This is a genomic window from Streptomyces sedi (assembly GCF_006335015.1).
In the GTDB taxonomy this organism is placed as follows: domain Bacteria; phylum Actinomycetota; class Actinomycetes; order Streptomycetales; family Streptomycetaceae; genus Streptomyces; species Streptomyces sedi.
In genome coordinates this window covers 17,276-30,769 of record NZ_VDGT01000020.1, presented here as the reverse complement: position 1 = coordinate 30,769, position 13,494 = coordinate 17,276, and the positions used below count along the sequence as shown (strand labels likewise).

Sequence of the window (13,494 nt, the reverse complement as noted above, 5' to 3'; positions counted from 1 at the left end):
AGGCTCTCCAGTTCGTCGGGATCACGGGGACGAATCGTTCTGTCCCCGCGACGAACCCCGGTCATGTGCCCCGTTCGCGGAATTAACCCGTTAGAGAAGAGATACCGCGATTTTTCTTTACTTAGGGTGGTGCGATCCCGAAAGGTCGCGGGGGGTGCACGGCGCGCGCCCCCGCGCGGGTCATCTCCCCGCGGGCTGGGCCGTCGGCTCTGCCTCGCCCAGGTTGTCCGGCAGCCGGGAGCCCTCGCGCAGCGGGACCAGCTCGGACTGGAGCACCAGCGCCGCGGCCCCGATGGCGGGTGCCGTGGCCGCAGAGTGGGAGAGCCGCACGGTCACCGAGTGGGTGGCCCTGGAGAAGAACGAACGGTCCAACTCCGCCTGAACAACGGGTAGATAGATGGAGCCGGCGATCGCCAGGCTCGGCCCGGTCAGCACCAGCTGCTCCAGGTCCATCACGTTGGCCAGGGTGCGGGCGGCCACCGCCAGATGGCGGGCGGAGCCCTCAAGCAGCAGCTTGGCGCGGGCGTCCCCGCGCAGCGCCGCCCTGGTGACGGCGGCGAAGTCCGCGAGCCAGCGCGGGCGTTCGGGCGAGTCCGTGAGGCCGGCCGTCCGCGCCAGCTCCGCGTCGGCGCGCGCCGCGGCCACCACGGCGCCGGGGCCGGCGAGCGTCTCGGTGCAGCCGCGGGCCCCGCACCAGCACTCGGGGCCGTTGACGTCGAGGCAGATGTGCCCGATCTCCCCGGCGTTGCCGCTGACACCGCGGTAGGTGATGCCGTTGACCACCAGGCCGGCACCGACCCCGGTACCCATGTAGATCGCGGCGAACGTGGAGGTACCGCCCACGTCGCCGGACCAGTGTTCCCCCAGCGCGGCGGCCGTGGCATCGTTGTCCAGCACCACCGGGAGGTGGGTGGCGGTCTCCAGCACTCCGGCCAGTGGGTAGTCTTCCCAGTGCCGCATGGCCGGTGGACTCAGACGCACTCCGCTGATCTGGTTCATGGGGCCGGGAGCAACGAGACCGAGGCCCAGTATCCTGCTCCGGTCGACCCCGGCGCCGTCGATCAGCGCGTCGACCTCCGTCGCCATGCGCTCCATGATGACCGGCGGATCGTCGGTGCCCACCCCAGCCCGGGACATCCGGGCGACCACCGAACCCCCCAGGTTGGTGAGCACGTACGTGATGCCGGCATGGTCCAGATGGACACCCACGGCGAACCGGGAGGACTGGTTGAGCTGGAGCAGCACTCGGCGCTTGCCGCCCGTGGACTCCGCCCGCCCGGACTCCCACACCAGGCCGTCGTCGATCAGGCGCCGGACCACGGTGGAGATGGTGGCGCCGGTGAACCCGGTCGCCTTCACGAGGCCGACCCTGCTGATGGTGCCGGCGGCGCGGATGACGTCGAGCACGGCGGCTCTGCTGCTGGCGTGGGGGGTCGCTCCGGCCGGTCCGTTCACTGCATCCCCATCCTTCGCACCCCGCACGGGAGTTGACCACTTCGTTAGGTGGCGCGCAGGTGACACTGCGCGACTCTTAGTTTATTTGGCTGACGAAGCTTTTGGCCAGTATGGACCGTCAGGCAGGGGACGTGTGGGGACCGATGGCTCATCGTGGGGACGCCGACGCGGAGACGCTCCTCCGAAGTGCGGACACGTCGTTGCCTGTTCGTGTTCTTTGGAGGGTTGACTTTGTTAATTCGGCGGCTTAACAATCACATACCCCTGGGAGACTCCGCCCATGCCCCAATCTCGGGGCAGGCTAAGAGAGGAACAAGAATGTCCTTGCACGCAAGGTGGCGGCGCGCGCGAGCGGCGGCGATCGGGGCGGTAAGCCTCGGCCTGATCGCGACCGGTTGTGGCGGATCGAGTGGGGGGTCGTCCACCGACCCCGACACGTTGATCGCCTACACCGGCCAGGCCGGTGACTGGCAGCGCAACTACAACCCCTACTCGCCGGACGCGATCGGGGGCAAGGGCACCATCTACGAGACGTTGTTCTTCTTCAACGTCGCGCGCCAGGACGAGCCGGCCAGCCGACTCGGCACCGAGTACAGCTGGAACGACGACGGCACCGAGCTGACCATCGACCTCCGCGAGGGCGTCACCTGGTCCGACGGCGAGGCGTTCGACGCCGAGGACGTGGCCTTCACCTTCAACCTGGTCCGGGACACCGCGTCGTTCAACAGCTTCGGCTTCGACGGCGACACCGAGATAGTGAGCCCCACCCAGGTCAAGGTCACCTTCGAGGAGGCGGCCTACATGGACGTGCCGCAGCTCCTCGGCAAGACCTGGATCGTGCCCGAGCACATCTGGTCGGGCATCGAGGACCCGGAGACGGACATCATGGAGGAGCCGGTCGGCACCGGTGCCTTCGTGATGCACGAGTTCAAGCCGCAGGCGTACACCTTCGCCTCCAACCCCGAGTACTGGGACGGCGAGCCGGAGCTGAAGAAGGTCCGCTTCGTGTCGCTCTCCGGCAACCAGGCCGCCGCCGACGCCCTGTCCGCCGGTGAGATCGACTTCTTCACCGGCCCGGTGCCGGACATGGAGAACTTCGAGAAGAACCACGACGGTTACAAGATCATCACGACCCCGATGAACCAGATGGCGTTGGTGACCTGCGCCAACACCGACCTGGGCTGCGAGGGGCCGCAGACCGACCCGGCCGTGCGGCACGCGATCTTCCACGCCATGGACCGCGACACCCTCAACTCCCTCGCCTTCCAGGACACCGCGAGCGAGATCTCTCCCGGATACACCCTGCCCGAACGTGACGCGGCCTACGCCTCCGCGCAGCTGGAGAACCGCACCGCCAGCATGACGGCGGACGTCGCCCAGGCCGAGGAGATCCTGGAGGCCGCCGGCTACACCCGCGGCAGCGACGGCATCTACGCCAAGGACGACGTCAAGCTGGAGATGAGCCTGCGCGTCACCGCCGGCTGGACCGACTACATCACCGCGGTCAACACCATGGCCGAGCAGCTCAACGAGGCCGGCATCAAGGTCAACGTCAACCAGGCCTCGTTCAACGAGACCACCGACGCCCGGAACTCCGGCAACTTCGAGCTGGCCATCGACTCGCTCTACCCGGGTGCCTCCCCCGACCCGTACTACGTCTACTACCAGTTCTTCCACTCCTCCAGCACCGTGGAGGTCGGCGAGAGCACCAACCCGGGGTGGGCGCGCTACTCCAACCCCGAGGTGGACGAGGCCCTTGAGGCGCTCACCCAGATGGACCCCGACGCGGGCCAGGACGCGCGGCAGCCGTACTACGACACCATCCAGGCGCAGATCGAGGAGGACATGCCGTACATCCCGATCATGACCGGTGGTACCACCAGCCAGTTCAACGCGGCGAAGTTCTCCGGCTGGCCGACGGACGTGAACATGTACGCCTTCCCGGCGGTGTGGTCGCACCCCGACCAGTCCGAGATCTTCCGCAACCTGAAGCCCGCCGGTGAGTGACGCTGCTCCATGAGGTACTACGCCCGGAAGTTGGGGTTCTATCTCGTCGCTTTCTGGGCGGCGTTGACTCTGAACTTCTTCATCCCACGAATGATGCCGGGCAACCCGGTCGACGCGCTGCTGGGCAAGCTCCAGCAGCGCGGCGGCCAGGTCGGCCCCGAGGCACGCGAGGCCTACGAGGCCCTGCTTGGCTCCGACACCGGTGAGCCCCTGTGGAACCAGTACTTCACCTATCTGGGGAACCTGGCCAGAGGTGAGCTGGGAGTCGCGACCAGTGCGTTCCCCACGCCGGTCACCGACGTGATCGGGCAGGCCCTGCCCTGGACCATCGGCCTGGTGGGCATCGCCACCCTGCTGTCGTTCGTGCTGGGCGTGGTGCTCGGCGCGGTGGTCGGCTGGAAGCGGGGCACCTGGCTCGACTCCCTGGTTCCGGCCACCACCGTGCTCTCGGCGGTGCCCTACTTCTGGCTGGCGCTGATCTTCGTGCTGGTCTTCTCCACCAACCTCGGCTGGTTCCCGCTCAACCAGGGCTACGACGTGGCGCTGGCGACCGGCTGGAACTGGGAGTTCATCAGCTCGGTGGTCGAGCACGGCACCCTGCCGGCGCTGACCATCGTGGTCTCCTCGGTCGGCGGTTGGCTGCTGGGGATGCGCAACATGATGGTCTCCACGGTCTCCGAGGACTACGTCCTGACCGCCCAGGCCAAGGGGCTGCGGGACCGCAGGATCCTCAGCCGCTACGCGGCGCGGAACGCGGTGCTGCCCTCGGTGGCGGGGTTCGCCATCTCGCTGGGCTTCGTCGTCTCCGGATCGATCATCACCGAACAGGTCTTCTCCTACCCGGGCATCGGTTCGCAGCTGCTGTCGGCCGTGCAGAACAGCGACTACGCCCTGATGCAGGGGATCTTCCTGGTCATCACGCTGGCGGTGCTCGCCGCGAACCTGGTCGTTGACCTCCTGTACGGCGTCATCGACCCCCGTACCCGAGTCGAGAACTGATCAGGAGCGGCATCGTGACCAATCTCAGTCCGCTCCCCGGTGGCGCCGAGGACAGCGCGCCGCCCGTTGGGGGCACGACCGACCCGATCGCCTCGGCACCGCGCCGCGGCAAGAGCGGTCTGCGCGCGCTGCTCCCGAGCTGGTCTCCCAAGCTCGGTATCGGCCTCTTCCTGGTGTTGGGGATCGCGCTCTTCGGGCTGATCGGCCCGCCGTTCTTCTCCAACCCCAACGCGATCGACCCGATCGGCATGACCGAGCCCAGCGGCGAGTACCTGCTGGGCACCACCCAGACCGGCCAGGACGTCCTGGCCCAACTGACGCACTCCACCCGGGGGTCGCTGCAGATCGGCCTGCTGGTCGGCGTGCTGGCCACCGTGCTCTCGGCGATCTTCGGCATCATCGGCGGCTATGTCGGTGGGGCGCTCGACGAGGGCTTCTCGCTGCTGACCAACGTCATGCTGGTGATCCCCGGCCTGCCGCTGGTGATCGTCGTCGCCGGCTTCGTGCCGCCCGAGGACCGCGGCTGGTGGACCGTCGCCCTGGTGCTGGCCGTCACCGGCTGGGCCGCGGCGGCGCGGGTGCTGCGCGCCCAGACGCTCTCGCTGCGCAACCGCGACTACGTGGCGGCGGCGAAGGTCGCGGGCGAACGGCCCTGGCGCATCGTCTCGGTGGAGATCCTGCCGAACCTGCTGCCGCTGCTCGCCTCGCAGTTCGTCTTCGCCGTGATCGCGGCGATCCTCGCCGAGGCCGGCCTCTCCTTCCTCGGCCTGGGCGCGTCCAACAGCCACACGCTGGGCACCATGCTGTACTTCGCCCAGAACGGCTTCGCGCTCCAGTACGAGGCGTGGTGGTGGTTCGTTCCGCCGGGCCTGATCATCGCGCTCTTCGGCTGCGGTCTCGCGCTGATCAACTTCAGCATCGACGAGATCATCAACCCCAAGCTGCGCCAGCCCCGCAAGGTCAAGGCCGTCGGCGACGTCGCCCAGGCCGCCGTGGCCGGGCACGTCGCGGTGACCGAGCCGGCCCCCGCCGAGCGCCGCGAGGACCTGGTCCTCACGGTCGAGGGGCTCAACGTGGTCTACCAGACGGAGCGTCCGGTGCACGCGGTGAAGGACGTCTCCCTCACGCTGCGGCGCGGCGAGATCCTGGGCCTGGCCGGCGAGTCCGGCTGTGGCAAGACCACCCTCGCCTACGCGATCAACCGGCTGCACCGTCCGCCGGCCGAGGTCACCGAGGGCACCGCCGTCTTCCACGACCGCGAGGGCCAGGACATCGACCTGCTGGCGCTGGAGAGGGAGGAGCTGCGGGCATTCCGCTGGTCCAAGCTCTCCATGGTCTTCCAGGGCGCGATGAACTCGCTCAACCCGGTCATCTCCATCCACGAGCAGCTGGACGACGTCCTGCTGACCCACCGTCCCGACATGGGCAAGGCGGAGCGGCGGGAACGCTGCGCCGAGGTGCTCACGCTGGTCGGCGTGGATCCGCAGCGGCTGCACTCCTTCCCGCACGAGCTGTCGGGCGGGATGCGGCAGCGGGTCATGATCGCCATGGCGATGCTGCTGAACCCGCAGGTCATGATCATGGACGAGCCCACCACGGCGCTCGACGTGGTCGTCCAGCGGGGCATCCTGCGGGAGATCATCCGGCTGCGGGACGAGCTGGGCTTCGCGGTCATCTTCATCACCCACGACCTGCCGCTGCTCCTCGAACTCACCGACCGCATCGCCGTGATGCGCGCCGGCGAGATCGTCGAGTACGCGCCGGCCGAGGAGATCTACGCGAACCCGCGGCACGAGTACACCCGCAAGCTGCTGGAGTCCTTCCCGAGCCTGACGGGCGAGCGTGGCTCCTTCATCCGCACCGGCGAGTCGTCGGCGCGGTCCGGGCGGCCGGCGGCCGGCGCGAACGAAAGGGCGCAGTGATGACGACACTCGAAGTCCGCGACCTGGTCAAGGACTACCCGATCCGCAACGGGCTGCGTCGTTCCACGCTGCGCGCGGTCAACCACGTCTCGTTCACCCTCACCCCGGGCCGCACCGTGGCGCTGGTGGGGGAGTCGGGCTCCGGGAAGTCGACGGTGGCCAAGACCATCGCGCGGCTGGAGCGGCCCACGGGCGGCAGCATCGTGGCGACCAAGGACGACGGCGCCCCGGTCCGCGACCGGGAGTACCGCGACCATGTGCAGATGGTCTTCCAGGACCCGTTCGCCTCGCTCAACCCGTTCCACTCCATCGAGCACCACCTGGCCAGGCCGCTGAAGCTGCACGGTCGGGCCAGGGGGGCGGAGGAGGTCCGGCGGGGCGTGGCGCAGCTGCTGGAGCGGGTCAACCTGACCCCGGCCGAGGAGATGGCGCCCCGCAGGCCGCACGAGCTGTCGGGAGGCCAGCGCCAACGAGTCGCCATCGCACGGGCGTTGGCACCGGGCGCGCAGGTGGTGATCGCGGACGAGCCGGTCTCCATGCTGGACGTCTCGATCCGGCTCGGGGTGTTGAACCTGCTGGCCAGGTTGCAGCGCGAGGACAACCTCGCGGTGCTCTACATCACCCACGACCTGGCCACCGCGCGGCACTTCTCCGACGACATCCTGGTGATGTACCGGGGGCGGGTCGTGGAACGCGGTCCCGCCGACGAGGTGATCCTCAACCCGCGCCACTCCTACACCCAGTTGCTGGCGAAGGCGGCGCCCAACCCCGACGAGCGCGGCCGTTCGCTGGCCGACTCGCCGGGTGCGATCACGCGGGAGGACCTGGGGCGCGGCTACGACCACGCCTCGGGCTCCTGGTACGAGTTCGACCGCCCGGTCTCTGTTCCGCTCCAGGGGGCGGGGCCCGAGGTCGCCCGCTCCTGAGGAAGCGGGAAGGTTCCGCGCGTACCGGTCCGGTGGGGCGGCGACAGGCCGTCGCTCCACCGGGCCTTTCGCGATCCCAACCAGGACGCCGCTTCGCCAACGTGACCTGGATCACGGGTAGTTCGAGAAGAGTGGGCGACATGCCCGCCCATAGCGGGGTGTTGGGGGCGCCCGGGGCGGGGTAGGGGTGGGAGTGCTGTTGACTTACTTAATTCGGCGCCATAAGAATCTCGGGGCCTGAGCCCGCCACCACCTGGGAGTAATCACGATGATCCGCCATGCCCTGCACGACGGTTGGCAGTTGACGGCGATCGCAGGTCCCGTTCCTGAGCACGTCGCCGACCGCGTCCTGCCGGCCCAGGTGCCGGGCAGCACCCATCTGGACCTGCTCGCCGCCGGCCTGATCGAGGAGCCCTACCGGGACCGGGTCGAGGAGGACCTGGTCTGGCTCCACCGCGCCGACTGGCGTTACGCCACCACCGTCGAGGCCGCCGCGCCCGCCGACGACGAGCGGGTCGACCTGGTCTTCGATGGCCTGGACACCGTGGCCACCGTCGAGTTCGCCGGCCGCGCCCTGGGCTCGACCGCGAACATGTTCCGTTCCTACCGCTACGACGTGCGCGAGCTGCTGGACGGCTCCCCGGCCGAGCTGTCCGTCACCTTCCGCTCCGCGCTGGCCTTCGCCGAGGAGGCCGAGCAGCGCATGGGCCGCCGCCCGCGCGCCTACCCGCACCCGATGAACGCCGTCCGCAAGATGGCCTGCAGCTTCGGCTGGGACTGGGGCCCCGACCTCCAGACCGCCGGCATCTGGAAGCCCGTGCGCCTGGAGCGCTGGCGCGTCGCGCGCCTCGCCGGCGTGCGCCCCCTGGCCTCCGTCACCGAGGACGGCGCCGGCCGTCTGACGGTCCACGCCGACATCGAGCGCTCCGGCCTCGGCACGGCCGGCGAGCTGACCCTGAGCGCCGCCGTCGGCGGGCGCACCGCGACCGTCACCGTCCCGGCCGACGCGGACACCGCGACCGTCACCGTCGAGGTCCCCGACGCCGAGCTGTGGTGGCCCGTCGGCCACGGCGCCCAGCCGCTCTACGACGCCAAGGTCACGTTGACCTTCGGCGCGACCGAGCTGGACAGCTACGCGCGCCGCGTCGGCTTCCGCACCCTCACCGTGGACACCACCCCGGACGAGCACGGCACCCCGTTCACCTTCGTCGTCAACGGCCGCCGGATCTTCGCCAAGGGCGCCAACTGGATCCCCGACGACCACTTCCTGACCCGGATCACCCGCGAGCGGCTCGCCCGCCGCATCGACCAGGCCGTCGACGCCCACATGAACATGCTCCGCGTCTGGGGCGGGGGGATCTACGAGTCGGACGACTTCTACGAACTCTGCGACGAGCGCGGCGTGCTGGTCTGGCAGGACTTCCTGCTGGCCTGCGCCGCCTACGCCGAGGACGAGGAGCTGTGGGCCGAGTTCGAGGCCGAGGCACGGGAGAACGTCGCCCGCCTCACCCCCCACCCCTCGCTGGCGCTGTGGAACGGCGGCAACGAGAACCTGTGGGCCTTCATGGACTGGGGCTGGCAGCCGGAGCTGGACGGCGCGACCTGGGGCCTGGGCTACTACACCGACCTCTTCCCGCGCGTCGTCGCCGAGCTGGACCCCGACCGCCCCTACGCCGACGGCAGCCCCTACAGCCCGGGCTTCGCCCTCGACGTCGTCCACCCCAACGACGAGGACCACGGCACCCGCCACGAGTGGCAGGTGTGGAACCGCGTCGACTACACCGCCTACCGCGACCACACCCCCCGCTTCTGCTCGGAGTTCGGCTACCAGGGCCCGCCCACCTGGGCCACCCTCACCGACTGGATCACCGAGCGCCCGCTGAGCTCCACCTCGCCCGCCTTCCTGCTCCACCAGAAGGCCAACGACGGCAACGACAAGCTGGAGCGCGGCATGGCGCCCCACCTGCCCGAGACCAGCACCTTCGAGGACTGGCACTGGGCCACCCAGCTCAACCAGTCGCGCGCGGTGGCCTTCGGCGTCGAGCACTTCAGGTCGCACTGGCCGCGCACCACCGGTTCGCTGGTCTGGCAGCTCAACGACTGCTGGCCGGTGACCTCCTGGGCGGCCGTCGACGGCGACGAGCGGCCCAAGCCGCTGTACTACGGGCTGCGCCACGCCTACGCGCCCCGGCTGCTCACCTTCCAGCCCAGGTCGGGGCGGACCGCGCTGGTCGCCGTCAACGACACGGACGCGCCGTGGACGGGTGAACTCCGCCTGGAACGCGTCTCGTTCGACGGCGAGGTGCGTGCGACCGCTACCATCTCCCTCGACGTGGCGGCCCGTGGGGCCGCCGAGTTGGACGTGGCCGACCCGCTGCTGGAGCCGGCCGACGCGCGACGGGAGGTACTGGTGGCGACGGTGGGCGAGACCCGCTCCTTCCATCTGTTCGAGGAGGACCGCGACCTGGCGTACGACCCGGCCGCGCTCGCCGCCGAGGTGACGCGTGTCGCCGACGGCTACCGCGTCGAGGTCACCGCCTCGTCGTTCGCGCGGGATGTCACGCTGCTCGCCGACCGGGTCGCGCCGGACGCCGTCGTCGACGAGGCCCTGGTCAGCCTGCTCGCCGGGGAGCGCCACACCTTCCAGGTGCGCACCACGGCCGAGGTCGACCCCGCCGAGCTGACCGCGCCGCTGGTGCTGCGCTCCGTCAACTCGCTGCACACCGCCCCGCGGGACTGAGATGGGGCGGTCGGAGGCCGTCGGCCTGGTGCTCGCCAGGCCGGCCAGGCTGCTGGGTGTCGAGCCGTTCTTCATGGAGTTCATCGCCGGCATCGAGGAGAGGCTGGCGGAACGCGGCCTGTCCGTGCTGCTCCACGTGGTCGCGACCCAGGACGAGGAGATCGCCACCCACCGCAGGTGGGCCGAGCGGGACCTCGTCGAGGCCGTCATCGTCGTCAACCTGACGGTCGCCGACCGCCGCCCCGACGTCCTCGCCGCTCTCGGGCTCCCCGCCGTCATGGTGGGGGCCTGGGACGGCGACCCGGATGTGCCCGCCGTCGTCACCGACAACACGGGGCCGGTGCGCGAGGCCCTGGGCCGGCTGCTGGAGCTGGGCCACCGGCGCGTCGCGCGGGTCACGGGGCCGAGCGCCCTGGTGCACACCAGGGCCAGGACGGCCGCCCTGGTCGACGGCTGCCGGGCCGCCGGGATAGAGCCGGTGATCGTGGAGGGCGACTACTCGGCCGAGTCGGGCGCCGAGTTGACGGAGCGGCTGCTGCGCCGCGCCGAGCGGCCCACCGCGATCCTCTACGACAACGACGTGATGGCCGTCGCGGGCCTCGGCGCCGCCAAGGCGGCCGGCCTCCGGGTGCCCGAGGAACTGTCCCTGATCGCCTGGGACGACTCCACGATGTGCCGGCTCGCCTCGCCTGCCCTCACCACGATGAGCGTGGACGTCCACCAGTTCGGCGTCTCGGTCGCCGAGTCGGTGGTGGAGCTCATCGACGGCGGCCCGGTCACGCCCCGCTGGTCCCCGGCGCCGCGCTTCGAGGCGCGGGGGACGACGGCTCGGGCGGACGGCTGAGCCCCGGGACAGCCGGTTCCGACGCCCCAACTCGCGGGCGTCGGACCGGATTGTCAGTGGCGGCTGAGAGAGTGGCGCGCATGACGACCACCAGCGCCGACCCGGCCGACCCCCGCACACATCTGCTGCGCTATCTGCGCGAGGCGAGGGAGTCGCTCCTCCTCAAGCTCGACGGACTCTCCGAGTACGACGCCCGCCGCCCCCTCACCCCCACCGGTACCAACGTCCTCGGCCTGGTCAAGCACGCCGCCTTCACCGAGCACGGCTACTTCGGCGTCGTCTTCGACCAGCGGGTCGAGCCGCTCTCCTGGGGCTTCGACTTCGAGGAGGACAACATCGACATGTGGGCCACCCCCGAGCAGTCGCGCGAGGCGCTCGTCACCGACCTGCGCCGGGTGGCCGCCCACACCGACCGGTTCGTCGGGACGGCGCCGCTCACGACCCGTGGCAGGGTCCCCTGGTGGCCGGCCGAGAAGGCCGAGGTCACCGTCCACCAGATCGCCCTCCACCTGGTCGCCGAGCTGCACCGCCACGCCGGACACGCGGACATCGTGCGCGAGCTGGTCGACGGGGAGGTCGGGCTGCGCTCCCGGGGGAACAACCTGCCGGAGCGGGACACCGACTGGTGGGGCGCCTACCGGGAGCGGGTGGAGGAGGCGGCCCGCACGTTCCGCTGAGCGGAGGGCCGGAGGAAGCGGGAGAACCAGCCGGTCAGTCCCGCCGCCCGAGCCGTTCGGCCGTGCGGCGGGCCCGCGCGCCCGTGGTCGCCGCGCCCAGCAGCAGCACCAACGCGCCGCAGCCGCAGATGATCCACCATCCCGCGGTGCGTGACCCGGCGGCCAGCGCGGTGCCCACCACCGCGATGCCCAGCGCCGAGCCGACCTGTCGCCCGGTCGACGCCACCCCCGCGGCGACACCGGCCTGCGTCTTCGGCATCCCGGTCACCGCGGTGTGCGTGATGGGCGCGTTGACAAGACCGAAGCCGATACCGAAGACGACATAGCCGGTGAACAGCACCCACAGCGGGGTCGCGTTCCCCACTCCGGACAGCCACGCCCCGCTGAAGGTGATCGCGATCCCCGCGACCACCAGCGGCACCCGCTCGCCGACCAGCCCGAGCAGCTGCCCCGACAGCGGTGAGAAGACGAGCGTGGTCGCCGCCATCGGCAGCAGATAGAGCCCCGCCTCCCACGGGCTCAGCCCGCGCTGGTCCTGGAGGTAGAGCGTGTTGAGGAAGAGGAAGCCGGCCAGCGCCGCGAAGGAGGCGATGGCGATCGCGAACGCCCCGCTGAACGGCACGCTGCGGAAGAAGTCCAGCTCCAGCAGCGGCTCCCGCCGCCTCGGCTCGTAGCGCAGCAGCCCGACCAGCGCGAGCGCCGCCACCCCGACCCCCGCCAGCAGCAGGGGCGAGGACCAGCCCTCCTTGCCGCCCTCGATGATGCCGAACGTCAACGCGCCGAGCAGCGTGATCACCAGCGCCTGTCCCACCGGGTCCAGCCGTCGCGGGCGGGGCGCGCGGGACTCCGGCACGAAGAGCGTGGTGAGAACGAGGGCGGCCAGCCCGATCGGCAGGTTGAGCCAGAAGATCGCGCGCCAGCCGAAGGAGTGCACCAGGGCGCCCCCCACGATCGGCCCGATCGCCATCGAGATGCCCACCACCCCGCCCCAGGCGCCGATCGCCCGGGCCAACTCCCGCCGGTCGGTGAAGGTGTTGGTGATGATGGACATCGCCACCGGGTTGAGCATCGAACCGCCGACGGCCTGCATCCCGCGGAAGACGATCAGCCACTCCAGCCCCGGCGCCAGCGCGCACAGCAGCGAGCCCGCAGTGAAGACGACCAGCCCGATCCGGAAGACCAGCCGCCGCCCCAGCCGGTCCGCCATCGAACCGGACAGCAGCAGGAAGGACGCCAGCACCACCGTGTAGACGTCCATCGTCCACTGAAGCCCGGAGACATCGGCGTCCAACTCCCGCCCGAGGTCGGGCAGCGCGACGTTGAGCGCGGTCACGTCGAGGCTGACGATCAGCAGGCTCATGCAACAGATGGCGAGGATCAGCAGACGGCGACGGCGGGGGAGGGTCTCGTTCTCAGCCACGATCACTCAGCGTAGCCCCTGTCCGGGGGTCGGGTGAACGGTGCGCCTGGCGGATCCTGGGAATACCCCGGTCGGGGAGTGTGTTGCCGCCACGGAAGCAGCGCTCCTCACACCACTCAGGGAGGGCACCGTGCACCAGACCTCACCCGCCACCCACGTCATCTCCTACCGCGCCGCCGAACAGCTCCTGGACGCCGGCGACCCGCGCGGCGCCGTCAAGCTGCTGGACGGAGTGGTGGAGGCCCACCCGGAGAACACGTCGGCCCGGCTGCTGCGCGCCCGCGCGTTCTTCCTGGGCGCGCAGCTGCGCAGGGCGGAGCGCGAGTTCCTGGTGGTGTTGGAGCGCGAGCCGGACAACGCCTTCGCGCACTTCGCGCTGGCGCGCACGCTCCAGCGCGCGGCGCGCGGCGACGAGGCGCTGCGCCACTTCCGGCTGGCCGCCGCGCTGGACCCCAAGCCCGACTACCTGGCCGCCGCCCGCTTCGGGCAGTACGACTGACGGCG

Annotated in this window: 10 protein-coding genes; 8 read left to right on the top strand and 2 right to left on the bottom strand. The window is 70.6% G+C overall.

Going from position 1 to position 13,494, the window contains the following annotated elements; translation table 11 throughout:
* Nucleotides 1-180 precede the first annotated feature (180 nt).
* Complete coding sequence (locus FH715_RS22450) at nucleotides 181-1,455, bottom strand: ROK family transcriptional regulator (protein WP_139648203.1); 1,275 nt, start codon at nucleotides 1,453-1,455, stop codon at nucleotides 181-183.
* Between the two features lie 318 nt (nucleotides 1,456-1,773).
* On the opposite strand from FH715_RS22450, the gene FH715_RS22445 reads away from it, so the two are divergent.
* The 7 genes from FH715_RS22445 to FH715_RS22415 all read left to right on the top strand — a co-directional run bounded on the left by FH715_RS22445 (nucleotide 1,774) and on the right by FH715_RS22415 (nucleotide 11,570).
* The gene (locus FH715_RS22445; protein ID WP_139648201.1) at nucleotides 1,774-3,462 is read left to right on the top strand and encodes an ABC transporter substrate-binding protein; all 1,689 of its coding nucleotides are present in this window, start codon (nucleotides 1,774-1,776) and stop codon (nucleotides 3,460-3,462) included.
* Nucleotides 3,463-3,471: 9 nt separating this feature from the next.
* Complete coding sequence (locus tag FH715_RS22440) at nucleotides 3,472-4,461, top strand: ABC transporter permease (protein ID WP_139648199.1); 990 nt, start codon at nucleotides 3,472-3,474, stop codon at nucleotides 4,459-4,461.
* A 14-nt stretch (nucleotides 4,462-4,475) separates the two neighbouring features.
* Nucleotides 4,476-6,383, top strand: a complete 1,908-nt coding sequence (locus FH715_RS29465) for a dipeptide/oligopeptide/nickel ABC transporter permease/ATP-binding protein (RefSeq protein WP_139648197.1) — start codon at nucleotides 4,476-4,478, stop codon at nucleotides 6,381-6,383.
* Nucleotides 6,383-7,309 (top strand): ABC transporter ATP-binding protein, encoded by a 927-nt coding sequence (locus FH715_RS22430; RefSeq protein ID WP_139648194.1) that lies wholly within the window; start codon nucleotides 6,383-6,385, stop codon nucleotides 7,307-7,309. Before FH715_RS29465 ends, FH715_RS22430 begins: the two co-directional genes overlap by 1 nt.
* Nucleotides 7,310-7,577: 268 nt before the next feature.
* Nucleotides 7,578-10,049, top strand: coding sequence for a glycoside hydrolase family 2 protein (locus tag FH715_RS22425; RefSeq protein ID WP_139648192.1), 2,472 nt, complete (start codon nucleotides 7,578-7,580; stop codon nucleotides 10,047-10,049).
* A gap of 1 nt (nucleotide 10,050) precedes the next feature.
* Complete coding sequence (locus FH715_RS22420) at nucleotides 10,051-10,893, top strand: LacI family DNA-binding transcriptional regulator (RefSeq protein ID WP_139648190.1); 843 nt, start codon at nucleotides 10,051-10,053, stop codon at nucleotides 10,891-10,893.
* An 80-nt stretch (nucleotides 10,894-10,973) separates the two neighbouring features.
* Nucleotides 10,974-11,570, top strand: a complete 597-nt coding sequence (locus FH715_RS22415) for a DinB family protein (protein WP_139648188.1) — start codon at nucleotides 10,974-10,976, stop codon at nucleotides 11,568-11,570.
* 34 nt (nucleotides 11,571-11,604) lie between these two features.
* On the opposite strand, the gene FH715_RS22410 is transcribed toward FH715_RS22415, so the two are convergent.
* Nucleotides 11,605-12,990 (bottom strand): MFS transporter, encoded by a 1,386-nt coding sequence (locus FH715_RS22410; RefSeq protein WP_281290772.1) that lies wholly within the window; start codon nucleotides 12,988-12,990, stop codon nucleotides 11,605-11,607.
* A 130-nt stretch (nucleotides 12,991-13,120) separates the two neighbouring features.
* Between FH715_RS22410 and FH715_RS22405 the strand changes: the two genes are divergently transcribed.
* Nucleotides 13,121-13,489 carry a tetratricopeptide repeat protein gene (locus FH715_RS22405; protein WP_139648186.1) on the top strand — a complete coding sequence of 123 codons (369 nt, stop codon included), beginning with the start codon at nucleotides 13,121-13,123 and terminating at the stop codon, nucleotides 13,487-13,489.
* Nucleotides 13,490-13,494 lie beyond the last annotated feature (5 nt).